This window comes from Leifsonia sp. PS1209, assembly GCF_012317045.1.
Taxonomy (GTDB): Bacteria; Actinomycetota; Actinomycetes; order Actinomycetales; family Microbacteriaceae; genus Leifsonia.
This window is the reverse complement of the sequence record NZ_CP051154.1, coordinates 3,290,817-3,313,866: the sequence shown is the minus strand read 5'-3', so window position 1 is coordinate 3,313,866 and position 23,050 is coordinate 3,290,817. Positions and strand designations below refer to the sequence as shown.

At 65.9% G+C, this 23,050-nt stretch carries 25 protein-coding genes; 8 read left to right on the top strand and 17 right to left on the bottom strand.

Features of this window, described 5'->3' with window-relative positions:
* Positions 1–10 precede the first annotated feature (10 nt).
* Both HF024_RS15770 and HF024_RS15765 read right to left on the bottom strand, forming a co-directional pair.
* Positions 11–898 carry a HAMP domain-containing sensor histidine kinase gene (locus HF024_RS15770; RefSeq protein ID WP_168690165.1) on the bottom strand — a complete coding sequence of 296 codons (888 nt, stop codon included), beginning with the start codon at positions 896–898 and terminating at the stop codon, positions 11–13.
* An 89-nt stretch (positions 899–987) separates the two neighbouring features.
* Positions 988–1,650 carry a response regulator transcription factor gene (locus tag HF024_RS15765; RefSeq protein ID WP_168690164.1) on the bottom strand — a complete coding sequence of 221 codons (663 nt, stop codon included), beginning with the start codon at positions 1,648–1,650 and terminating at the stop codon, positions 988–990.
* 139 nt (positions 1,651–1,789) lie between these two features.
* Between HF024_RS15765 and HF024_RS15760 the strand changes: the two genes are divergently transcribed.
* Entirely contained in the window at positions 1,790–2,539 is a 750-nt protein-coding gene (locus tag HF024_RS15760) for a phosphatase PAP2 family protein (RefSeq protein ID WP_168690163.1), read from the top strand.
* A 290-nt stretch (positions 2,540–2,829) separates the two neighbouring features.
* On the opposite strand, the gene HF024_RS15755 is transcribed toward HF024_RS15760, so the two are convergent.
* Positions 2,830–3,048 (bottom strand): hypothetical protein, encoded by a 219-nt coding sequence (locus tag HF024_RS15755; protein WP_168690162.1) that lies wholly within the window; start codon positions 3,046–3,048, stop codon positions 2,830–2,832.
* A gap of 430 nt (positions 3,049–3,478) precedes the next feature.
* Here HF024_RS15755 and HF024_RS15750 point away from each other — a divergent pair, with 430 nt between their 5' ends.
* Positions 3,479–3,781: a hypothetical protein gene (locus HF024_RS15750; protein WP_168690161.1), complete on the top strand. Its 303-nt coding sequence runs from the start codon at positions 3,479–3,481 to the stop codon at positions 3,779–3,781.
* A gap of 53 nt (positions 3,782–3,834) precedes the next feature.
* Here HF024_RS15750 and HF024_RS15745 read toward each other — a convergent pair whose 3' ends face one another.
* The 4 genes from HF024_RS15745 to HF024_RS15730 form a co-directional block, all read right to left on the bottom strand.
* Positions 3,835–5,238: a ParB/RepB/Spo0J family partition protein gene (locus HF024_RS15745; RefSeq protein WP_168690160.1), complete on the bottom strand. Its 1,404-nt coding sequence runs from the start codon at positions 5,236–5,238 to the stop codon at positions 3,835–3,837.
* Between the two features lie 412 nt (positions 5,239–5,650).
* Positions 5,651–5,836, bottom strand: coding sequence for a hypothetical protein (locus HF024_RS15740; RefSeq protein WP_168690159.1), 186 nt, complete (start codon positions 5,834–5,836; stop codon positions 5,651–5,653).
* A 406-nt stretch (positions 5,837–6,242) separates the two neighbouring features.
* Positions 6,243–7,418, bottom strand: a complete 1,176-nt coding sequence (locus HF024_RS15735) for a ThiF family adenylyltransferase (RefSeq protein WP_168690158.1) — start codon at positions 7,416–7,418, stop codon at positions 6,243–6,245.
* A complete protein-coding gene (locus HF024_RS15730; RefSeq protein WP_168690157.1) occupies positions 7,393–7,683 on the bottom strand; it encodes a multiubiquitin domain-containing protein in 291 nt (96 codons plus the stop codon). Before HF024_RS15730 ends, HF024_RS15735 begins: the two co-directional genes overlap by 26 nt.
* A 140-nt stretch (positions 7,684–7,823) precedes the next feature.
* Between HF024_RS15730 and HF024_RS15725 the strand changes: the two genes are divergently transcribed.
* The 3 genes from HF024_RS15725 (at position 7,824) to HF024_RS15715 (ending at position 10,219) form a co-directional block, all read left to right on the top strand.
* Complete coding sequence (locus tag HF024_RS15725) at positions 7,824–8,213, top strand: helix-turn-helix domain-containing protein (RefSeq protein WP_168690156.1); 390 nt, start codon at positions 7,824–7,826, stop codon at positions 8,211–8,213.
* A gap of 17 nt (positions 8,214–8,230) precedes the next feature.
* On the top strand, positions 8,231–8,767 hold the full coding sequence (locus tag HF024_RS15720; RefSeq protein ID WP_168690155.1) for an ImmA/IrrE family metallo-endopeptidase: 537 nt from the start codon (positions 8,231–8,233) through the stop codon (positions 8,765–8,767).
* 111 nt (positions 8,768–8,878) lie between these two features.
* On the top strand, positions 8,879–10,219 hold the full coding sequence (locus HF024_RS15715) for a hypothetical protein (RefSeq protein WP_168690154.1): 1,341 nt from the start codon (positions 8,879–8,881) through the stop codon (positions 10,217–10,219).
* Positions 10,220–11,375: 1,156 nt separating this feature from the next.
* Here HF024_RS15715 and HF024_RS15710 read toward each other — a convergent pair.
* A complete protein-coding gene (locus HF024_RS15710; RefSeq protein WP_210724097.1) occupies positions 11,376–12,755 on the bottom strand; it encodes an MFS transporter in 1,380 nt (459 codons plus the stop codon).
* Positions 12,756–12,943: 188 nt separating this feature from the next.
* On the opposite strand from HF024_RS15710, the gene HF024_RS15705 reads away from it, so the two are divergent.
* Positions 12,944–13,828 carry a helix-turn-helix transcriptional regulator gene (locus tag HF024_RS15705; protein WP_168690152.1) on the top strand — a complete coding sequence of 295 codons (885 nt, stop codon included), beginning with the start codon at positions 12,944–12,946 and terminating at the stop codon, positions 13,826–13,828.
* Positions 13,829–13,831: 3 nt separating this feature from the next.
* On the opposite strand, the gene HF024_RS15700 is transcribed toward HF024_RS15705, so the two are convergent.
* The 8 genes from HF024_RS15700 to HF024_RS15665 form a co-directional block, all read right to left on the bottom strand.
* A complete protein-coding gene (locus HF024_RS15700) occupies positions 13,832–14,437 on the bottom strand; it encodes a TetR/AcrR family transcriptional regulator (RefSeq protein ID WP_085368981.1) in 606 nt (201 codons plus the stop codon).
* Positions 14,438–14,478: 41 nt separating this feature from the next.
* Entirely contained in the window at positions 14,479–15,195 is a 717-nt protein-coding gene (locus HF024_RS15695; protein ID WP_168690151.1) for an SDR family oxidoreductase, read from the bottom strand.
* A 53-nt stretch (positions 15,196–15,248) separates the two neighbouring features.
* On the bottom strand, positions 15,249–16,100 hold the full coding sequence (locus HF024_RS15690) for an alpha/beta hydrolase (RefSeq protein WP_168690150.1): 852 nt from the start codon (positions 16,098–16,100) through the stop codon (positions 15,249–15,251).
* A 28-nt stretch (positions 16,101–16,128) separates the two neighbouring features.
* Positions 16,129–17,145 (bottom strand): NADP-dependent oxidoreductase, encoded by a 1,017-nt coding sequence (locus HF024_RS15685; RefSeq protein ID WP_168690149.1) that lies wholly within the window; start codon positions 17,143–17,145, stop codon positions 16,129–16,131.
* 128 nt (positions 17,146–17,273) lie between these two features.
* On the bottom strand, positions 17,274–18,083 hold the full coding sequence (locus HF024_RS15680; RefSeq protein ID WP_168688230.1) for a hypothetical protein: 810 nt from the start codon (positions 18,081–18,083) through the stop codon (positions 17,274–17,276).
* Positions 18,080–18,736: a sigma-70 family RNA polymerase sigma factor gene (locus HF024_RS15675; RefSeq protein WP_247597148.1), complete on the bottom strand. Its 657-nt coding sequence runs from the start codon at positions 18,734–18,736 to the stop codon at positions 18,080–18,082. Before HF024_RS15675 ends, HF024_RS15680 begins: the two co-directional genes overlap by 4 nt.
* A 2-nt stretch (positions 18,737–18,738) precedes the next feature.
* Positions 18,739–19,560, bottom strand: a complete 822-nt coding sequence (locus HF024_RS15670; RefSeq protein WP_210723967.1) for a TIM barrel protein — start codon at positions 19,558–19,560, stop codon at positions 18,739–18,741.
* A gap of 43 nt (positions 19,561–19,603) precedes the next feature.
* Entirely contained in the window at positions 19,604–20,497 is an 894-nt protein-coding gene (locus tag HF024_RS15665; RefSeq protein WP_168690147.1) for an alpha/beta hydrolase, read from the bottom strand.
* A gap of 56 nt (positions 20,498–20,553) precedes the next feature.
* Between HF024_RS15665 and HF024_RS15660 the strand changes: the two genes are divergently transcribed.
* Entirely contained in the window at positions 20,554–21,018 is a 465-nt protein-coding gene (locus tag HF024_RS15660; RefSeq protein WP_168690146.1) for a MarR family transcriptional regulator, read from the top strand.
* A 38-nt stretch (positions 21,019–21,056) separates the two neighbouring features.
* On the opposite strand, the gene HF024_RS15655 is transcribed toward HF024_RS15660, so the two are convergent.
* Positions 21,057–21,653 (bottom strand): dihydrofolate reductase family protein, encoded by a 597-nt coding sequence (locus HF024_RS15655; RefSeq protein WP_168690145.1) that lies wholly within the window; start codon positions 21,651–21,653, stop codon positions 21,057–21,059.
* A gap of 56 nt (positions 21,654–21,709) precedes the next feature.
* Here HF024_RS15655 and HF024_RS15650 point away from each other — a divergent pair, with 56 nt between their 5' ends.
* A complete protein-coding gene (locus tag HF024_RS15650; protein ID WP_247597147.1) occupies positions 21,710–23,032 on the top strand; it encodes a replication-associated recombination protein A in 1,323 nt (440 codons plus the stop codon).
* Positions 23,033–23,050 lie beyond the last annotated feature (18 nt).

Sequence of the window (23,050 nt, the reverse complement as noted above, 5' to 3'; positions counted from 1 at the left end):
GCCGAGCGTTTTAGCCGGCCGGGAGCCTCAGCTCGATAGCTGTTCCAGTCGGGCCGGTGCGGGTCACCGCGACATCGCCGCCGTGCCGTGTCGCGACGTCGCGAACAAGCGCCAGCCCGATCCCGAATCCCGCACGTGTTCTCCCCGGTGCAGCAGGGTGCGCCCGCGCGAACCGGTCGAAGATCCGTGTTGGGTTGATGCCGACGATTCCGGCGCCATCATCGGTGACCGTGAGGACGGCCTGGTCGCCCTGAAGTCGGACGTCGACGGTGATGCTCGAGCCGGCCGGTGAGTGCACCAGCGCGTTGTCGATCAGGGCGGTGGCGCAGCGCGTTAGTGTCGTGGCCGGAACCGTGGTCCGCACGTCGTCGCGGCTGCCGAGGACCAGTTCGACGCCGGCGTCGCGGGCCAGCACTTCGAGTGAGTGCAGTGATCGGGTGACCGCGTCGCGCAGTGACACGGGTTCGGCGGGTTCGGTGCGTTCGGGGTCTGCAGCGAGAAGCAGATCGTCGACGACGTCGATCAGGATGCGCGTATCGGTGCGAAGGTCGGCGACCGCGGGTTTCGACGGATCGTCCGGTGCAAGGCCGCGTTGGAGCACCTGCAGCCGGGCGTCGAGGACCGCCAGCGGTGTGCGGAGCTCGTGGCTGGCGTCGGCGACGAAGTCGCGTTGGATCTGCAGCGCACGTGCGAGCGGGCGCACGGCTCGCCGGGTCGCGATCACGCTGAGCACGCCCGCGATCGCGACGGCGAGCACGCCGACCATTGCGAAAGCGATCAGGGCCTCGGGGGCGTCGAGGTAGATCTTCTGCTCGCCGGGCCGGGGCGGCTCGCTCACTTCCGAAGGGCGCAGCTGGTTCAGCACAAAGACAAAGGCGGCGCCGATGGCAGCGACCACGAGGGCGCCGGAGGCGATGGCGAGCTGGAGGCCGACCATCCGGGATGCCCGCCGCACTTCCCGTACAGCGGGGTCGGTCGGCGTCTTCTTCATAGTCGTCCCAGCCGGTAGCCGTGTCCGCGGACCGTGGAGATCAGTTCCGGATCCGCCTTGCGGCGCAGGTAGTGGACGTACGTGTCCACGGTGCCCGGCTGCTCGTCGGGGGCGAACACGGCTTCCAGAATCTGGCCGCGGGAGAAGGTACGCAGTGGATTCTCCGCCAATAGTCGTAGCAGGTCGTTCTCGCGCTCGGTGAGCAGGATGCGTCCGTCGTACGGGGAGTACAGCGCCCGGCTTTCCGGGTAGAACGTCCATTCGCCGATCGCGACTTCCCGGCCCTCCCCGGTGAAGGTGCGTGTCAGCGCCCGAAGGCGGGCGAGGAGCTCGTCGAACTCGAAGGGTTTGACGAGGTAGTCGTCGGCTCCCGCATCCAATCCCTGCACGCGGTCGCGCAACGCGCCGAGAGCGGTGAGCATCAGGATCGGGGAGACGACGCCCCGTTCGCGGAGGGCGGTCACGAGCTGCGCGCCGTCCACCCCGGGCAGTCTCCGGTCCACGACCATCGCATCGAAGTCGTGTGTGGTCCCCTCGACCAGTGCACGTTCGCCATCGGTCACCCTGAGGACGTCGTAGACCTCGGCGAGGACCTGTTCGATGAGCGGTCCCAGTTGTGGGTCGTCCTCCACCAGGAGTACGCGCATCCTGTCGCTCATCCGCACCTCCGGGTCCCGTCGCGTCTCTTCAGCATGGTGGTGGCAGGCCCAGAATTCGCCTAGGAACCATCTCAGAGGATTCTGGGAGGGGCACGCTGAAGCTGTCCGGATGCTCCCTACACACCATCCCACGCCCCCTGTGGACGATTCGGGCGATCCTCGAATTCGGCTGGCCATCATGCCTCAGCCGCGGCACTGGTTGCTGATGAGCCTGATGGGTGTCCTTGCCGTTTTGATACTGGGATTTAGCGCCAAGCTTGTCCCCGGAGTCCTACCCGCTGAGCTCGCGCTGGATGAGGCGCTCACCGACCATCAAGGTCCGGCGTTGAACGTGGTCGCTGTCGCCGTCTCCACCGTCTTCTCCCCACCTGGGATCATCGTCGTTCTGGTCGCATCGTTTCTGTTCTTGCTGGTCGTGCGACGTTCACCGGTCAATGCGTTCGCCTTCACCGGTCTCGCCACCTTCGGTTGGCTGTGTTCGGAGGTCTTCAAACTCGCGGTCGCTGAGCCGCGCCCGCCCGCGGGGTTGCTGGATCACCCGCTGCTGGCGGAGATCGGGTACAGCAGCTTCCCGAGCGGCCATACGACCTACGTCGCGGCGTACGCGATCGCCTGCTACGTGCTCGCGCGGCGTACCCGGTTCGAGATCCCGGTCGCCGTTCTCGGTATCGTTGCAATTGTCGGCATGGGCGCTGTCCGTCTCTATGTCAGTGCCCACTACCTCACCGACGTTGTCGGATCGGTGCTTGTAGCCAGCACAGCGGCAGTCTTCTTCAGCGGAGTCTGGAACCGGATCGGACTTGCTGTCCTCAACCGGATCCCCTGGATCGATAGGATCGGCCCCGTCCCGAATCCGATAGCTGGGGCGACGACTATCGGGCAGCGATGAGGTCGGGGACCTCCGGCTCGCCTGTGCTCAGTGGCGACTGCCAAAGGATCTAGCATCTGGCGCAGTTCTTGCCGGTTTGTGTGACTTCGCGCTGCCGGCTCGTAGCTCCTTCCCGGGCTTTCGCGGCATATTCTCGCTCGCGGTTGAGCTGTGATCCTCCGTCCCGCGACCATTTCTCGAGGCGGCTGGCCGAAGGCAAGAGCAAGCGTGAGGTCAGTCGCAGCCTGGAGCGCGATATCGCCCGGCAGCTATTCCGCCACCTGGGCTCGGGTATGGCGTGACCGCGGCGCTCACATCCAAGGCGGGATGAGGCCCGACTGTTCGAGGCGGGCATTGCTGGGAAAGCGTCTGCGGATGAACTGTTCGATCAGTTGCTCGGATGTCGTGTTGAGCGTGGCAGCCAATCTCAGAATCTCGATGCGCTCCCGTGGGGAGAAGTGCAGCGTCAACAGCGACGCCCCGCTGTCGTCAGTTCTGGCCAAGAAGATGTTGTCGGCTGTCCCACTCATGCCGACAGGATGATCCACCGTGCCCTGTTGCCACTAGACAGCTGTATGCGTTCTCATCGCGTGGCGAGTGAGCCGGACACCGCTGGCGCTGTGTCCAATGCGGCCAGGGACGTGGAGCCGCACGGAGGCGGCGCTGTCATGTCGGATGGAACGCCTCCGGCGTGCTGTCTTCCTCAGTTTTCTTTCCGATCCGGCAGCCGATCATAGCGAGTTCCGCCAGCTCCGTGCCCTCCGGTTGCTTTTTGCAGACTCCACTCGCTGCGCTCCCTGCGCTTAGCAACCACTCCCTCCGGGCACTGCGCTGCCTCCGCCCGCTCTCGATCTTTGTGCCGGAACGGCAAGAAAAACGATCAGAGGCAGGACAAGCCGCTCCAGCAAACCAATTTGACACGGCAAATAAAAGGGTCGATCAACCAGGGGAGTGATCAGGATGCGCGTATTCGCCATCGATACGAGAAACATGGGTCCGGAACTGCAGGGCGGATTGATTGGGGTGGTCGGGTCGACGAGCCCGACTGCGGAGGAGAAGCGGGAGTGCGTCGAAACGGTGAGCCAGTATGCCGTTGACGGGTGGGCGATAGCCGCTGATCCGCGCACACCGATCGGCCGGCTGGCCGCGCTGACGGCCGAGACGGCGTGTGTGCCGTTCGTCGCCTTCAACCGGGTAGCCGAGCGAGGAGGTCCGGTCGTCGGGCCATCGATGGTCGGCGCCACGACTCGCGGCGTCGCCTGACCGCGCAAACGAGAAGCGGGCCCGGTGCGCGGGCCCGCTTCCGTTCTGCGTGATCAGTCGCCTTCGCCAGGCGCCGCACTGACCTGAGCAGCGTCTGTTTCCTCCGGGGCTGCCGTGTCGGCGGTCACGATCTGCTCGACGTCGCTGAGGCTGTATCCCCACCTAGCGAGCAGGGCGAAGTAGTCGGTGTCGGTGGAAGACGGGTACCGCCAGGTCTGCTTGCTGGTGACGGATTCGCACGCTCCGAGCACGATCGCGAGAGCGACGTGCTGCGCCTTGGCCGGAGCCTGCTCAATCAGAGCGGTCAGCTTGTCGTTCTCGAAGTAGCCGGACGGCTCCATCCCGAGCAGCTGGTGGGCGAGTTCGTTCCCCTCGCGGGTGGCGGTGCTGATCGCCTGCCGGTGGACGGTGAGTCCCTTGGCGATCACGACCGCTGCGTCCTTGGGGAGGGTCTTGCGGGAGAGGAGGGTGGTGAGCCATTCGCGGCGGACGATCTCGGCGGACGCCCACGCCTTGTTGTTGGCGATCAGGGTGCGCCGCTCAGCCTTCTCCTCGTCCGTCATCGGGCCGGACTTGGACTGGGTGCCGCCGTAGGTGTGGAATCCGGCCGCTTTCGCGTCCGGGAGGAAGTAGCTGATGTTGGCGTCACCCTCCGCGTAGACGCGCACGTGGGCGGCTCGTCCGTCCTGGTCCTCGATCTGCTCGACGGTGACGCGCTGGTCGTCGGTGGTCTGGAGTTCGCTGATCCTGGTGTACTCGGTGTCGTAGTAGCCGGGATCGCTGTCCAGGATCACATAGCCGCGTCCCGAGAGCTCCGCTTCCGTGTCTGCCTTGGTCTTTGCCCGCGCTTTCTCGTCGCGTGCCCGCTGGGCCGTATGTGCGAACTGCGCCGGGTCCGTGGTCGCGACTTGGATCAGTTCGGCGCGGATCTCGTCATCGCCATCGAACTCGATCAACGCGGCCGCCTGGTCCAGGGTCAGCTGATGCTCCTGGATCGCGCTCGCCGCCGACTCGTTCTCTGTGACCGCGAGCGCGGTCTTGACCTCTTTTGCTTTGGAGCCGGTGCGCCGGGCGATCGCGGTCACGCTGAGACCTTCGAACGCGAGCTGCTGAAACGCGGCGGCGCGGTCGCCGTCGGTGAGGGCTTCGCGCTGGTCGTTCTCAACCATCTGCTGCACGATCCGTTCCGCTGTCACGTCTTCGGCGTGCACGAGGTAGACGGGGATGGTGGTCAGTCCTGCCTCGCGGGCGGCGAAGACCCGACGCTGTCCCGCCCGGACTGTGACGGCACCGTCGTCGCTGCGGTGTCCGAGGACAGGGGTGAGGACCCCGTTCTCCTTGATGCTCTGTACGAAGGCGGGGGTGATGGGGGCCGTGGGTCGCACGTTGGTTTCGATGATGAGGGTTTGGGGGTCAAGGTGTTCGATGGTGTCGACCACAGTGGTGGTGTCGCTCATTTCTGCTTCTCCGATCAACTGTTTTTGTTCGCCTGTCTGGCAAGGGGATCGAGGGTGAGCGGAAGCGGAGCGCAGTGCCGGGACGTGGAATACCACAGGGAGCGCAGCGAGTGAGGATATGCCGCGAAAGCCCGGAACGGAGCCTGCGGGAGCGAACTACGATCGACGGCCAGGCAGACGGACAACCCGGCAAGCAGAGCGCGGCTCGCGGCTCAACTCAGATCCTTCCCTTCCATAACCGCGACCGACGGCTCGATGGTGACCCGGCTGAGCAAAAGACTGCGATGGGAGGAGGGTAGACATCCGCGCACCGGACGACCTGCAACCAAAAGACATCTTGCTTCCAGCTGACGTGAGGTGTCGCTACGGCCGTTGACATTGAAGCTGGAGGGAAGCGTTTTTGGCTCTGAACTCAGTACCAGCCGATCTTCCACTTGATCGCGTTCCAGAGCATGTGCATCAAACCTCCGAAGGCCCGGCCAATGCCGACCAGAATGCCGAGAAGAATCTTCTTCATTAGCCACGCTGCCGCCGTCGTCACCCCGGCAGCGAGAACGGTGGGCAGATACGCCTCGATGGTCCGAAGCAGAGAGCTCATTTTGCCCTTCCCCCTCGAGTCAAGCGACGCCACCATTTCGTCTGCGGAGTCGAGACCTGTGGAGATGGGGTGTCGATGCCAAGGGCGATGCGGTCGAAATCGCGAGCAGCTTGGATCTGTGTGTCGGTATAGCGCCGACTCCAAACAATCCGTCCGCGACTGACCAGGTAGTGGGATTTGCACGGCAATGCCCAGTTGCCAACCGACGGTGACAGCGTGACGTCTTGCCCGTCGAATGTGATCGCCCACTGATTCGAGTCCAGTGGGGTAATCACTTCGGCACCGCACCCGCAGGCACAAAGATGTCCGCAAGTGCGATACGCGGTAGACACGTAGAGCACCCCGGGTTGCAAGGAGCTGGGGAAGGAGCTGACGAACTCGGGCCGTAGGCGGTCGATGGGCGCGTTCACTCGAACCCCTCGGTCGCAATGTCGCCTACGAAGATCGAGTAGGTAGATGAGCCTTCAACCGTGGCATCCGCGTAGAAGCCGAGATGCCGCTTCCATCGGATGACGGCAAGAGCCGCGTTCAGGGCATTGAGGTCGGCGATCTGGATGTTGCGTCCGTAGTCGTCCTCGTGGGCGGCGGCATTCGGGATGAGATTGCGGCGGTGCACGTGGTCTCGCTGCCCAGGAAGACTCGTTACGACTCGGAGAAGCCCGCTGAGCTTGCCGTCCAGCTCGTCGACTCCCATGCCGACGTCGATGAATGGCACATCGTTGTCCTCCAGCCAGGCGATCGCCGCTGTCTTGCTGGTTGGGTCGTCGGATGCGAGGAAAACGAAGGTGGCGCCATCGAGAAGATGGAGGTTTGTTTCGTCCAGGAATTCGCCGTGCGTGATGACATTACGATGCATGTTCGAGTAGACCGCTCCGAAGTAGTCCACCTTCTTGGGTCGATGGCGAAGTATGTCAAGAGGTACGGCGCCGGGTGCTCGAAATGCGTTGTGGTTCTCCAGGGGATCGCCGTCGATGAGGGTGATCGAGGCAACGGGTGTCTTCGCGACAAAGTCGAGGATGTAGCTTCCCGTTCCTCCAACGCCGACGATGACGACCTTCTCGTTCCTGAACGCGTTCGACAGGGCTGCGAGGCCGGCCCTGGTTGTCGCGGTATCCCGAAACACGAAGGGGCTGTCCTCCTCGACCTCGGTCCAGGAGGCGCCAGGCGTGGCCGTGGCTAAAGGGTCAACCGCGTAGGCCGGGTGAGCGAGCATGTCGGAGTACGCGGTGACCTTGGAGTACTCATCGGCGTACCCCTCCGGACCAGGCTTGCTCGAGAGCATGAAGGAAGCCTGGATTGACTCGGTCACAGGATGCAGCTCCGGGGTCGCGAAGCCCAAGGGCTTTCCGGTTGCAGCGTGCGGCAGGGTGCCGCCGAACCAGATGCGGTGATCCGTGCCGGACACGATCGTGTCACCGGAGACCGTAACGGGGTACGTAAGGAATCCGTACTCGACGTCTCCGGTGGCGGTCACGTAAGGGATGTGGCGGACCACGAGGTGGCCACCCGCGATGGCCACCTCGTATCCGTCGTCAAGCAGGCGGGAAAGATCCGCGCTACGAACGAGTGGTGCGGTGGACATCGAACACCATCCCTTTCTTGACGGCGACTTCCTGGCCGGACGTGAGAGTACCGGCCCCGTGGCCGTCGTTGCCGCGGCTGTAACGGGCAGTGAAGGTGTCCTGCTCGGTAGTCGGCTGTCCCGGATAGGCAAGGGCGACCACCTCCTCGAACGAGATCTTCTTCCTCGCCCAGGCTTGCGGCCGGGTGTTGACGATGATGGTGATCGGCTCGTGAGCGATGTCGGAGTCGTGCTCCTGACCGTTCCCGTTTGCTGTGGTGTCCATGGCGAAACCCTTCTGGCGCTTTTTCGCTGCCGATTCGATACGCGCCGGATATCGCTCGGTGCTCGAAATATCGAGCAGTAGTAGACTAACACGATAATGCTCGACATTTCGAGCAGTGAGAGAAACAAGAAGGCGAGCACATGGACGAGGCTCCGACCGTTGACGTCAAAGCGCTACACTCCGCACTGGACGCTGCGCGTACGGCAAAGGATCTATCCTGGCGTCAACTGGCGAAAGAACTAGGCGTCAGCGCATCGACGATCTCCCGTATGGCTAATGGATTTAGACCCGACGTAACTGCGTTCGCGGCAATGACGCTCTGGCTAAAAATGCCGGCAGAGGCGTTCTATCGGCAACGCGCCTCCGACCATGACCAGACCACGGAACCGGAGCTTGTCGCGAGTTTGGTCCCGCTTCTGCGGGCCCGCAAGGATCTCGACGATAAGGACATCGACTATCTCCAGGAGATCATCGGGGCTGCGGCGAAGCGCTTCGAAGCGGAGCGTGAAGCGCGGAGCTGGACCCAGTGAGGTGGACGCAGAAGCTGATGCGAGAGATCGCGGTGGAGGAAAGAACCGAGCTTGGTCTCAGCCCTCGCGATCCCTTTGACCCCTATCAGCTCTGCGACCAGCACGGTATCTCGGTCTACTCGTTGGCGGAGCTCCATGAGATGTGCCCCGAGGCGGTCGATCATTTCACCCAAGTGCGAGCTTCAGCGTGGTCCGCAGCGCTCATCCCGCTCGGATCGGTTCGCCTAATCGTCGAAAACCATGCTCACGCGATCGTCCGCAGGCGATCGAGTATCGCTCACGAGCTTGGACACCATCTTTTGGAACACCGCTTCAGTGGCGTCATCCTCGGAGACAACCACAGCCTTGTTTTCAGCGCCGAGCAAGAAAAGCAAGCGGACTTCCTTGCGGGTGAACTCCTGATTCCGTTGAAGGCTGCCGAGCGGATGGCCTTCGACGGATGGGACAACAATCGGGTCGCTAGCGCTTACAACGTGAGCACTCAGTTTGCCCAGAATCAGATGAAGGGTCAACGTGTCCGCGCAGCTCGTGCCTCCCAGAAGTTTCGCCACTGAATTCGTGCCAGGAGTTGCTCAGCCTGTGCGCTTATCCCGCCCCGTTTGGGTGCTGCGAGCGTCGCCGCGGTGTCCGCTAGATTATGGTCATTCCTTTCCAGAGGAGCATCTTTGACGACGGAAATCGCGATTCTGAATCGTAGTGCCGTGGCGCTTGCAGCGGACAGCGCCGTGAGCATCTCAACGCCGACTGGGCTTAAGGTCTACGACGGGGTCAACAAGCTGTTTGAGCTCATCAAGGGCCGTCCCGTCGGAGTGATGATCTATAACGCAGCGGAGCTCTCGTTCCGCCCCTGGGAATCGATCATCAAGGCGTACCGCGAGGAGCGCTGCGACGTCTCTATGCCAACGCTCGACGACTACGTAGAAGACTTCAAGGCGTTCATACGCGACCATGCTGAACTGTTCTCCCGGCGCCAGCAAGACGAGGCGTTCACTCAGACAATCATTGGCGATTTGATAAGCATTCGGACCAGCATCGTCGTGAGCGTTCAGGGCGAAATCGCAAGCGGCAAGGAAATAACCGAGCGGAGGGGTGCGAGGCTGGTTGCGCAGCATATCCGCGACTATTGGGGCTTTGCGCGAAAGAATTACGCCCTTGATGCCTGGCCAGAGCCGTTACCAAGCCTCCGGACACTGGGGACCCGACACCGCCAACTCCTGGATTCCTTGATCGACCAAGTGTTTGAGAACTTGCCTCTGGTTGACGCGCTTCGGGCGAATTTGAGAGTGGGACTCTTGCTTCGCGCTTTCGGGCGCAACGACGCCGACGGGGTCTATTCCGGAGTCGTCCTTGCCGGCTTCGGTGATGACGAGTACTACCCGCGTCTCCGCGAGTTCCGCACTAAAGCCATGTATGACGATCGCCTCCTCGCGTTCGATGTCTCGGAGTCGAGAACCGATATCGCTGTGACGGTACCGGGCGACATCAAGTCTTTCGCCCAAGGCGACATGATTCGATCCTTTACCGATGGGATCCAGGATCAGGTTCGCGGAGAGATGATCAAATTCTGGACAGACTGGGCGAGCGGACAAGGGAGCGGCGCAGTAAGTGCAGATGCGCGGCTCGCGGGGCTTTCGCCGGCCGATCGGGCCGGCGTGGTCGAAGCGGTTAACGACTTGTCCACTGCCGCCGTCGGGGACTTCCTCAGCCACATGGCTGAGTATGAACAGGCAAGCGTGAAGGGTCCTCTTCTTCAAAGTGTCGCGTTCTTGCCGAAGGACGAGTTGGGCGCGATGGCCGAAAGCCTTGTAAATCTCACGACGTTGAAACGACGGGTCTCGATTAACGAGGCCCAAACTGTTGGTGGTGCGGTTGACGTCGCAGTGGTGTCACGGGGGGATGGTTTTGTATGGTTGAAACGAAAGCACTACTTCGACCAAGAACTGAATCCGTCATGGTCCAGCACACACTCCGCTGTACCGGCTCGAGGGAGGCGCATCAATGAGTGATGAGAAGGTCAGGGTGCAAGAGCTCCAGGAATTCGTCAGCCAGTATTTTCCGCGCGACGCTGTCCAGGTCCTAGAGGACGTGCGTGCCGCGCAGAGGCAAATTACTGAAATAACAGACTCGGACACCGAAACGCTCCTAGCGTCGCTCGGCGCCCGGGCTCACTGACTCCCTTTGATTGCCGCGGCGCGCAGCTGATCTGCAGTGCGCTGCCGCGCCTGGCTCAGGTGTGCATACTCGGTCGTCTAATGCGAGCCCGATAGCACTTCAGCGGTGCGCACGCATTTCCACCCTGCATGCCTTTTACTAACGCCCGGTGTCCCGTCGGGCGGTCGGCGTGACAACACTTTGACAACACTTGGGCGAAACCAGAGAGTGTCGAGCGAGGTCAAGGAGCGTCAAGGACCAGCCAGATTCTGCGGTTTTGCTCGTGGCCCCCGACGTCACAAGACCCTTGGCTAGAGTTCAGAACCCACGCGCGCAACGCACGTCGTGTCGAGGCATTTGTCCAACTACGCGCCGGCAAAGCCGATCCTCACGAAAGCGCCGTTTGACTACATTTTGACTACAAACGTGTGAGTTCCTATGAGGTCCTACGAGATCACAGAAGGTCAAATTCGTTGAATTTCCGCGGGAGTTCGACCACATCGCACGAGTCGCCAAGGCCCAAACTAGAGTTCAAATCCCACCGGTACCGCCACGAAAACCCCTGGTTAGCCAGGGGTTTTCTGCTTTCTGTATGGGTGTGGGCGCAGCCGTGGCCGGTGTGAGTGGCTGATGTGTGGCGGGGCAGAGTATGTCAGCGTCTCTGGCGCGGGCCCGTGGTGCCGCGCCAGAACAGCCAGCTGCCCAGCGAGGTGAATGGCACGATCGAGAGCGCCGCCCAGTTCGGGTACGGGGTGAAGAAGAGAATGCAAGCGCCGACTGCGATCCCGACGGCATACGATGCGACGCCGGCGAGACGCCAGCGCTGGAGCGCTCTCGGTTTACGCGAATGCTTCTCGGGCATGGCTATCTGAAACCGATACGGCGACCATCGCCGGGCGAGTGTTGCTCATGTTCGGAGCATAACGGCCGGTGAGTTTCTCGGTGGGGGCGGCCAAGGATCTGTCTGGCGGGCTGGTGGCGTAACAGGACGGAGGTTGCGACTCCTCGCCGTCACTCGGCGCGCCTCCGGAGGAACAGCGCGATCACGACCGCGGCCACGATGCACAGGCCGCCGTTCACCCAGATGGCGGTCGAGACACCGCGGAGGACCGTTTCGGCGAGCGGCGCGGTGCTGCCGACGACGACGGCGGTGAAGACGGCGCTCATGATCGGCGTTCCGAGGGTGATGCCGACCTGCTGGCTCATCGTGGTGAGTCCGGTGGCGAGCCCTTGCTCATCCGGGGCGAGTCCTGACGTGGCGGTGACCATGAACCCGACGATCACGACCAGGTTGGCGACGCCGCCGACGAACGTGGCGCCGAGGAGGAGCCAAATGGATGCTGCTGACGACGACAGCAGGACGAGGGCCAGTGTCGCCGCCCCCTGGACGAGGAAGCCGCCGACGATCGCGGTCTTGTTGCCGAACCGGGCGATCAGCGCTGGTCCGGCCAGACCGCCGATCACCGTGCCGGCGCCCAGCACGGCGAAGGAGAGCCCGGCCGCGAGAGGTGTGAAGCCGAGCACCTGCTGCAGGTAGAGCGTCAGCAGGAACACGAGGGACGTCTCCGTCGCGAACGCTACGAGCCCCGTCATGTTGCCCCAGGACACGTTCGAACGAGCGAGGATGGCGAGCGGCAGCAGTGGATGCGCGGCCTTCCGCTCGATCAGGACGAACCGGATCAGGAACGCCAGCGCGGCGGCGAGTGAGACCACGGTGGTCGGATTCGCCCACGAGCTCGCGGCCGCGGTGGTGAGCCCGAACACGAGCGCGAGCAGTCCAGCGGTCACCGTGATCGCGCCGGGAACGTCGAGCTTCATCCGCGCGACCGCCCTGCTCTCTGTGAGCACCAGAGGCGCGACGATCAGTACCCCGACCGCGATGGGCACGTTGATGAGGAACGCCCAGCGCCAGGAGAGAAGGTCGGTGAGCAGGCCGCCCAGGATCGCGCCGGTCGTGAACCCGGCGGCCATGAGCGAACCGTTCAGGCCCAGGGCCTTCTCACGGGCGCGCCCCTCCGGGAAGGCGCTGAGGAGCAGGGCGAGGGCCGCGGGGACCACGATCGCGGTGGCGAGGCCCTGTGCGACGCGGGCGATCACGAGCAGTGCGGGGGTCGTGGCGAGGCCGCCGGCGAGCGAGCCGGCGCCGAGCAGCGCTATCCCGATCAGGAACATCCTGCGGCGCCCCGCGAGGTCGGCCACGCGACCCATCAGCAGGGTGAAACCGGCCGAGCAGAGAGCGAACGCAGTGGCGATCCACTGCAGGTTCTGGATCGCGAAGCCCACATCGGCGCCGATGCTCGGCAGCGCGACGTTCAGGATGGAGAAGTCGACAGCGAGTGTGAAGCTCGCGGTCAGCAGCACCGTGAGGGCAACCCGCTGCCGGCCGGACATCGCGGCCGCCTTCCCTGTCGGCCCGGTGCCGGTGGTGTGAGCCGGCGTTGCGTTGGTGGTCATGGTGAGCCTTTCTCGTGTGCTGACTCCGCCAACGATGCCGTCGTGCGGGAACGGCAACCACACCCGGCCGTGCCTAGCACTGGCAGTGACAGGCACGAGCGGCGGCGAGAGAGCAGAATGAGACCATGACGAATCCGAGCGAGCTGGGCGAATTTCTCCGCCTCCGTCGCGGTGCACTCCAGCCCGAGGACGTGGGAGTCGTCGGATACGGCGCACGCCGGGTTCCCGGGCTGCGCCGTGAGGAACTCGCGATGCTCGCCGGGGTGAGCGCGACGTATTACACACGCCTCGAGCAGGGGCTGAGCGTGAACGCATCGGAGTCCGTCATCGACTCCATCGCGCGCGCCCTGAACCTGACTCCGGATGAACGGGCCCACCTGTTCGACCTGGCACGACCCCAGCGTCCCGTCCGGCGCACCGGCGCCGCGAAGCCGGACTACGCGCGACCGGGCACCCTTCGCCTCATCCACTCGCTCACGAACACCCCCGCCGTCATCCTGGGCAAGCGCAGCGAGGTGCTCGGCTGGAACACCCTCGGTCACCGGCTCGTCGCCGGCCACCTCCACGTCGACAGCCCGGAACGTCCCCGCGACAGGCCGAACACGACCAGGATGCTCTTCCTCGACGGGCACACCCGGGAGCTCTACGGGCGCTGGGAGGAGGAGGCGGAGCGCGCGGTCGCGTCGCTGCGCGTCCTCGCGGCGCGGAACCCCGACGATCCCGAACTGACCGCGCTGGTCGGTGAGCTGAGCCTCAAGAGCCCGGAATTCGGCAGGCTGTGGGCGCGGCACCCCGTCGCGCTGTGCGTGTCAGGCGTCAAGCAGTTCCACCATCCCGAGGTCGGCGACGTCGAACTCGCGTTCGAGGTGCTCACCCCTGCCGACGAGTCCATGCACCGCCTGTTGATGTTCACCCCGGAGAGCGGTTCGCCCGCCGAGGAAGCGATCGAACTCCTGGGGCGCGACGTCGACGAGCCGCACGCCGGCCGGGAGGCGGCGCGGCAGCTCTGACGCTCACCGCTGCGCGAGCACCGCGGCGAGCTGTGTTGCGATCTCGCGCACGACGTCGTCGACGGAGGTCTCCGGATCCGGGGCCGACGCCATGGAGAGGAGCATGATCGCGGAGATGACGTGGGCGAGCACGGGCGCGTCCGCCGGAGTACTCGCTTCGTGTCTCAGCAAGGTCTCGCTCAGGAGCTCCTCGGTCCGCGCGACGATGTCGAGCGCGGCGCGGTGGTGGGGCTCGTCGGCATCGCCGAAGGCCATCTCTTTCAGGTAAGTGCGTCCGTTGTCGATCTGGACCCGGTTGCAGGCGACGATCGGGCGGGCGACGGCGAGCAGCGCTTCGAGCGCATCCGGTGCTGTTGCGGCCGCGGCCCGCCCTTCCTCGAGCGCCTCGGCGTAGTGGGCGTTCTGGACGAGCAGGAGGAGTTCGCCCTTGGATTTCGCATAGAGGAACACGGTGCCGGTGCCGACATCGGCGAGCTCTGCGATCTGCTGCGTGGTGACGTCGTCGACCCCGTGCACGGCGAACAGCTCGGAGGCTGCCGCGGTGATGCGGTCCAGTTTGGCGCGCTTGTTCCGTTCGCGCCGCCCCAGTTCGGCGGTGACGTCGCTCATTTCGGGTTCCTTCGACGTGGTCGGTCGGCTCGGAGACGAGTTTAGTTGCCGCCCGCAGTCCTCAACTCCGGGTAGAGGACCTCGATGGGCGCGGCGAGGCCGGACTTGATGCGGGCGCTGATGTCGTCGGCGACGACCTCGTACGCGCCGGCCTCGACGGCGTCGTACACCGCGGCGACAAGGTCGCCGGGCAGCATCTTCGGGCCGTCCGCGTGCGCGGCCATCCGGGTGTCGACGTATCCGACGTGCACTCCCGTGACGAGCACGCCGAGTGGGTCGAGTTCCAGCCGCAGCGAGTTGGTCGCGGACCAGAGTGCGGCCTTCGACGCGCTGTACGTCCCGCCGAAGGCGTACCAGCTGGCGACAGAGTGGATGTTCACCAGTGCAGCGCCGTCGGCCGCGATCAGGGTGGGGGCGAACGCGCGTGACACGCGCACCGGGGCGAAGAAGTTGAGCTCCAGGTTGGCTCGAAGGTCGGCTTCGGAGATGTCGAGCATGCTCGCCGTCGGCGGGACCCCTCCCGCGTTGTTGATCACCACGGTGACATCGCCCGCCGCGCTGACGGCCGCTTCGATGGAGTCGGCGTCCGTCACATCGAGGGGGAGCGGGACGATGCGATCGTCCGTCCACGTCTGTGGGTTGCGCGCGGTCGCATAGACCTTGGATGCACCGCGGTCGAGGGCGGCACGGACGAATTCGGTGCCGATTCCTCCGTTCGCGCCTGTAACGAGGACGACGGCATTGCTGAGCGATGGCATGAGGGTTCCTTGACTGTTCGGGGTAGCGGTGCGGGTGAGGGGTGCGGCCTCGGCTAGGCGCCGAGGAAGTCGACGGCGACCGGCGCGAATTGCTCGTGGTACTGGAAGATCGCACCGTGGCCGGAGTCCGGGTAGATGACGAGCTCGGAGCCGGCGATGCGCCGGTGGAGGTCCTCCGAGAGGACGGAGGGCACCATCCGGTCGTTGTCGCCGTTGGCGATGAGCGTGGGCTGCGTGATCCGTGACAGGTCGGACGGTGCCGATCTGCCGAACCTCTGGATGGCTTTCAGCTGGGTGTGGAACGAGGAGAGCGAGAGGTCCTTGTCGCGGTCGGTCACGCGTTCCGTGAGCCGCCCGATGAAGGCCTTTCCGGCCTCTTTGCCCGTCGCGTTGCGGTTGAAGAAGAGGAACTCCTTGGGGTCGGACCGGGTGAGCGCGGCGCGGAGGATGTCCCAGTACGTGGTCCAAAGCACTTTGTCCATGTCCTTGCCGCCGCGCGGGCCGGTTCCCGTGAGGACGAGCCTGCGGACCAGGCCGGGGTGCTTCAGGATGAGGTCTTGCGCGATCATCCCGCCCATGGAGAAGGAGAAGACGTCGATCAGGTCGTATCCCAGCGCCGTGATGAACGCGTATGCGTCGTCCGCTGCGGCCTCGAGGGTCGTGGGAACCTTCCCGGAGGAACCGCCGACCCCGCGCTGATCGAAGGCGATGACGTGCCGGTGCTTCGCGATCGGGTCGACGATCCGTGGATCCCAGTTGTCGAGCGTTCCGGCCAGGTGCACGAAGAAGACGACCGGGATGCCGCCTGCCGGTCCCAGCTCCCGGTAGGCGACGGTCGTGTCGCCGACGCGGATGGTGCGTGTGGGGGCGTCACGGTATGCGGTGACGACGGGTTCCGTGCTCATGGTGGGCTCCTTCGGTGGTGGGTGACGATCAGCGGTCGGCGCGCGGCGACGGGCCGGAGATGGCGGCGACGGACTTGCCTCGAACGCCGCGAGCGAGCGAACCGAGTTCGGCTGGGATCTGCTCGAACGGGACGACACGGCCGACGACCGGCCGGAGCACCTGCTCGTCGACCAGCGCGGCGATCTGCTCGAGCTGCGTGCCGTCCGCGCGCATGAAGAGGAACTCGTACGTCACGCCCAGGCGCTTCGCCTGTGCGCGGATCTTCCGGCTCAGCCCGGCGACCGCCGTCCGCAGAAGCGGATTCATCCCGATCCGTCGAGCGAACGCTGGGTCAGGGGGACCGGCGATGCCGATCGCGGTGCCACCGGGCTTGAGGATGCGCAGCGACTTCTCGAGGTTCTCACCTCCGAGGCTGTCGAGCACGAGGTCGTAACCGCTGAGAAGGGTTTCGAAGTCTTCTGTGCGGTAGTCGATCACCACATCCGCCCCGAGCCCGCGAACGAAGTCGCGGTCGGCCGCGCTGACGGTGGTGGCAACGGTTGCGCCGAGATGCTTCGCCAACTGAATGGCGATCGTGCCCACCCCTCCCGCACCCGCGTGGATGAGGACCTTCTGACCCGCCTGCAGGTGGCCTCGCTCGACGAACGCCTGCCAGGCGGTCAGCGCGACGAGGGGGAGGGATGCCGCTTCGATCATGTCGACGGAGGCAGGCTTGCGCGCGACATCGTCCTCGGAGACGGCGATGCGTTCGGCGAACGTGCCGATGCGACCATCCCGCGGCCGGGCGAAGACCTCGTCGCCCGGGGTGAATCTCCGGACGGCGGAACCGACTTCGATGACCGTGCCCGCAAGGTCGAGCCCGAGCGTGTGCGGAAGCTGCAGGGGCACGATCTGCGTGAACTGCCCCTGCCGGATCCCTTCGTCCAGCCGGTTGAGCCCGGCCGCCTGCACCGCGACGAGCACGTCGTCCGGGCCGACGGTCGGCTCGGGAACCTCCGAGCGCTGGAGCGGCTCCTTATATGCGGTCAGGGAGAGTGCGTGCACGAGTGTGCCCTTCTTGACAGGATTAGTGATTGCACTCAATTATGAGTGCAGTCAGAAATTGTGTCAAGTGGGGCCGGATGGAGAGGGCTCGGGATGCCGCAGGTGATGTGGGCGTCCTGGCCCACCCGTCAGGCGGGGCAGCGCTCGGAAGGGATGGAATTGACTCTTTTCTGACCGATCGGCAGGACAGCTTCGTTGGCGATCTGGATGTCGGTGACCGCGCCGTTCATCACGGCGAAGACGATCCAGCCGCCCTGGTTGTCCGTCAGGCCGTAGTAGGTGACGAGGTCGTTGTACGTGCCCGTCTGCTGGATGTTCGGATACGCGGCGAGCAGTTCCTCGGCCGTGGAACTGATACCGATGCCCTCAGGCGTCTTCGGGGTATTCGCGTGGTCGTCGGCGCCGGTTCCGAAATTGCCGAACTCGATGGCCGCGGTCTGGTCGGAGCCGTCGGCTGCGCCCACGAACCTGAAGCGGAGGCCGTTGGGGGCGAGCAAGAACGCCAGTTCTGGGACACAGATCGGGTCGGTGGCGTCGGAGAACGCGGGGATGATCTGGTGCTGCGCCGCGAAAGGCGTCCCGAGACTGACCGGACCGACACCATCGAAACGGATGGTCCAGGTGGACGGATCTGCCGGATCGTCGACGGGCGCCACCGTGGTGGGTGTGGACGTCGGGGTCGGTGTCTCGGTCGGCGTCGGCGTCGGAGTGGGTGTCGGTGTCGGCGTCGCGGTCGCCACCGGGGCCGGGTCGAGAAGTCCGGTGCCGAGGGCGTATGCCACCGTGCCGCCGGAGATGCTGACGGCGAGCAGCACCAGGGCCACGATCAGCGCTGTGCGTTTGCGGGCGGTGCCTGGTTGCGTTGCGGCCGCGTGCGTGACGACCAGGTCGCGGATCGCGGCCTTGCGGCGCGGGTCGAAGGTGGGCTCGGTGCTCATCGCTCTCCTCCGTTCGTCGTAGTGGGGTTCGTCGTAGTGGGGTTCGTCGTGGTGGGTTCCGTCGCGGCGGGACTCGTGGCAGGTTCCGCCGCGGTGGGGTCCTGCTGCAGCAGTTCGGTGAGCCGGGTCTTCGCCCGGGAGAGGCGCGATTTGACCGTGCCCGGCGCAATGCCGAGCGCCGCGGCGGCGTCGGCCGTGCTCAGCTCCTCCAGCACGCACAGCGTCAGGATGTCCTGGTCGCGTCGCGGCAGCGTGGCCAGCGCACGGCGCAGTGCCGCACGGCGGGAGTCGCGGTCGATGCGCTCGTCCACGGCGTCCGCGTGATCCGGCGCGTGCTCGGGCGGTGGCAGCTGCTCCAGCCCGGTGCGGTAGCGGCGGGATGCGCGCGCATAGTTGCGGAACACGAAGTTCGTCATCACCAGCAGCCAGCCGATGACCGAATCGTTCACCTCGCGCATCGCATCCCTGCGGCGCCAGGCCTCCAGGAACACCACGGCCGTCACGTCCTCAGCGTCGTGGATGGACGCCGTCAGTCGCATGGCCTGGCGGAAGACACGATCGTGGTGCAGGTCGAACAGCTCCCCGAACGCGTCGGCGTCACCGCCCCGCACGCGTTCGAGCACAGTCGGCTCGTCCAGTCGAATACCCCTCATATCTAAGTAGTGTCCGCGACGAACGCCGTGGTTCCCGACGCGCGCGGTCCGTCGACCAGTGCTGCCAGGTCTTCGACGTGGCGGAGCGAGGCGGCCGTCTCGCGGCTCGGGGTGTACTCCATGCCCCAGCGGCCCGAGTAGCCGAGGTCGCGGAGGAGACGGAACTGCGCCTGCCAGTCGATCGTCCCTGTGCCCGGTTCGTGCCGGCCGGGGGCATCGGCCACCTGCACGTGGCCGACCAGGGCGATGTCGTCGCCGACCACGGCCGCGAGATCCTCGCCCATGACGAGCGCGTGGTAGGCGTCGAGCAGGAGGCGCACCTGCGGGGAGCCGACCTCGCGCACGATGTCGAGTCCCTCCCTCGTCGACCAGAGGTACGTCCCGACGTGGTCGACACGCGAGTTCAACGGCTCGAGGAGCAGCGTGACCCCGCTGCCCGCGACGATCGCCGCCGCGCGCGAGAGCACGGAGGCGACCGCATCGTGCTGGTCCTGCCGGGGCACCCCATCCCGCTCCTGGCCGGCCACCACCACGAGGTTGGGGGCGCCGAGCGCGATCGCGACCTCCAGCGAATCGCGCACCCCGTCGAGATACGGCTCGTGCGTGGACGGGTCGGTGAGCTGCAGCTGTGGGTCCACGATGAGCGACAGCAGCGTGACGCCGGTCTCGTCGAGCGCCGCCCGGATGGCCTCAACATCCTTGTCGCGCCATCCCCAGATCTCGACGGCGTCGAGACCGTGGGCCGCTGCTGCCCGGATGCGGTCGGCGGTCCAGTCGGCCGTTTCGGTGAACAGCCACTCCAGATTGGCGGCGATGGTGGTCACGGCGGTCTCCTGTCGGTGGGCGCGGCTCAGCGCGGTCGCTTCATCATTCCACCCGCTGGCGGAGGAACAGCGCTGCCCGGTCGAGCGCTTCCGCCGCCTCGTCCAGCACGCCGACGTATGCCTGGAACACGTGGGGCACGTCGGCGGTGACATCCAGGATGACGTCGACGCCGGCGTCGCGAGCGCGCTCGGCCAGGCGGACGGAGTCGTCCAGCAGGAGCTCGTTCGTCCCCACCTGCAGCAGCATCGGCGGCAGGCCGTGAAGGTCGGCGTGCACCGCGGGGGCGAGCAGTGGCTGGGCCGGGTCCTGGCCGGCGAGGTAGAGCTCGCCGGTGCGTCGCATCGCCTCGGCGGTGAAGAAGGGGTCCACGCCGTCCTTGGCGACCATGCTGCTCCCTGACCGGGTGTGGTCCAGGCCGGGGGAGAATGCGACGATCGCCGCCGGGAGCGGCAGGCCCGCATCCCGGGCGGCCAGGCAGGTGGTGACCGACAGCCCGCCGCCCGCCGAGTCGCCCACGAAGGCGATGGACGACGGCGGCGTGCCCTGGGAGAGGAGTTCCCGGTATGCGGCGACGCCGTCGTCGATGGCGGACGGGAAGGGATGCTCGGGCGCCAGGCGGTAGTCCAGCGAGAGCGCCCGCATCCCGGATCGGAGCACTAGCTGCGCCGTGATGCTCAGGGCGGTCGTCGGCGAACCGAGGATGAAGGAGCCGCCGTGGAAGTAGAGCAGAGTGCCCGGGCGCTGGTCCGCCTCCGGCTCGACCAGCACGGCGTCACGGTCCGCGAGGCGGGTGGGGGTGGTGCGGATGCCGCCCGGCACGGGGAAGGAGCCCATGAGGGCGGCGAACCCGGCCCGCATCTCGTCGATCGTCGTCGGATGCTGTGCTGGGGCGAGCCGCAGCTGCTCGGCGAGGGTTCTCCGTTGTTCCGTGGTCATGGTCTCTCCGATCGCGTGGATATATGCCGAGGCATGCAGTTATTAGACTATATGCCATGGCATACAAAAGCGCGAGCGACGACCTGGCCGCCTTCTTCGACGACCTCGTCCGCTCCGAGACGCGGTTGTACAACGCGGTCGACGACGCACTGCGCGCCGAGCACGGGATCGCTGCATCCCAGTTCGAGATGCTCCGCTACCTCGCGGCCAAGCCGGGCGCGCGGGTGATCGACATCGCGGAGAACTTCGTCGCCGGGGTCGGGGCCATCAGCAAGGGGGTGGACCGCCTGGTGCAGCGCGGCCTGGCCCGGCGCCACCCGAACCCGTCGGACGGGAGGTCGTCCCTGGTCAGCCTCACCGAGGAGGGGGAGCGCCTGGTCGACGAGGCGGAGGCGGTGTTCCTTGCGCAGCTGGATGCCCTCATCCCGATCCCGCGGGAGCGGCGGGAGGCCGTCGCGGCGGTCCTGTCCGAGCTGCGCGCTTCGCTGGAGGCAGCGAAGGCCGGCATCCCGGTGGGGTGAGGTTCCGCGCCGGCCGCAGCCGTCGTCGTCGTCGTCGCTCAGGCGTACTCCGGCCGCCCTCCCACTCCGTACGTGAGGGCGACGATACCGGTGCCGAACACCCGGGAGTCGAGCAGGTCCAGGGCGAAGTCGAGACCGCGCTCAGGGAATAGGCGCTCGCCCTCGCCGACGATCACCGGGAACTGGATGAGGTTCAGCTCGTCGACCAGCTCGTTCTCGAGGAGCCAGCGGGCGAGGGCGACGCTCCCGACCACGAGCAGCTCGCCGCCCGGCTGCGCCTTCAGCTCGCGCACGCGCTCGGCGACGTCGCCGGAGATCACGGTGGTCTTCTGCCAGGTGGGGTCGGACACCGTGCTGGAGACCAGGTACTTCGGCTTCGAGCTGATTGCGGCACCGAAGCCGTCGTCGTCGCTGCGCGCGCCCCAGTATGTCTCGAACAGGCCGTAGGTCTTCCGGCCGAGGAGGAACGCATCCGGGCGTCGCCAGGTGTCGAGGATGTACTGCACCGCCTCGTCGTCGCCCAGCGGCAGCGCCCAGCCGCCGCGGGTGAAACCGGGGTCCATCTCCTCGTTGTTGCCGCCGTTCGCCTGGGCGACGCCGTCCAGAGTGACCTGCAGGCTGATCGTGAGTCTCATGTCGTGTTCCCTTCTCTCAGCTGGGGATGCGGTGGTCCCCACGGTAGTCTGCGATCGTGAGCGAGCTACCGCCTTCTCTGTTCGACGTGGACGACGCATCCCGTCCGCTCGCCGATCGGCTGCGCCCGCACACCCTGGCGGACGTGGTCGGCCAGGACCACCTGCTCGCCCAGGATGCGCCGATCGGGCGGATGGTCGCTGCGCAGCGGCTCGTGTCGATGATCCTGTGGGGACCGCCCGGCTGCGGGAAGACCACCATCGCGCGCCTCCTCGCCGAGCAGACGAACCTGGCGTTCGAACCGCTCTCCGCCACGTTCTCCGGCGTCGCCGACCTCCGCAAGGTGTTCCAGGCCGCGCAGCGGCGGCGCGAGATCGGGCAGGGCACGCTGCTGTTCGTCGACGAGATCCACCGGTTCAACCGGGCGCAGCAAGACTCGTTCCTGCCGTACGTCGAAGACGGCACGATCGTGCTCGTCGGAGCGACCACCGAGAATCCCAGCTTCGAACTCAACGGCGCCCTCCTGTCCCGCTGCCAGGTGTTCGTGCTCAAACGCCTCGACGACGCGGCCCTTGGCATCCTCATCACACGTGCGGAGGAACTGCTCGGCGCATCGCTGCCGCTCGACGACGACGCCCGGCAGGCCCTCATCGCGATGGCGGACGGCGACGGCCGGTACCTGCTGAACATGATCGAGCAGGTGCAGTCGCTACCAGCACCCGTGGATTCGGCGGCGCTCGCCGCGGCCGTGCAGAAGCGCGCCCCGCTGTACGACAAGTCGCAGGAGGGGCACTACAACCTCATCTCCGCCCTCCACAAGTCGATGCGCGGCTCCGATCCGGACGCCGCTCTGTACTGGCTGGCCCGGATGCTCGCCGGCGGAGAGGACCCGCTGTTCATCGCCCGCCGAATCACCCGGTTCGCCACGGAAGACATCGGGATGGCCGACCCGAACGCGGTGCAGCAGGCGCTCGCCGCGTGGGACGTCTACGAACGCCTCGGATCGCCGGAGGGCGAGCTCGCGATCGCCCAGGCCGTGCTCTACCTGGCGACGGCGCCGAAGTCGATCGGCGTATACCGCGGGTTCAGTAGGGCGAACGCCGCGGCGAAGCGCACGGGATCGCTGATGCCGCCCGCGCACATCCTGAACGCCCCCACCCGGATGATGAAAGACCTCGGCTACGGCAAGGGATACCAGTACGACCCGGACACCGAGACCGGATTCTCCGGCGCGAACTACTTCCCGGACGATATGGCCCGCGAGACGTTCTACGAACCGACCGAGAACGGGTACGAACGCAACGTCGCGGAACGCCTCCGGCAGTGGGCGAAGCTCCGCGATCAGGGCGCAGGGGACGGGAAGGCCGCCGCCGACGACTGACCGGATGCGGGAGAGGAA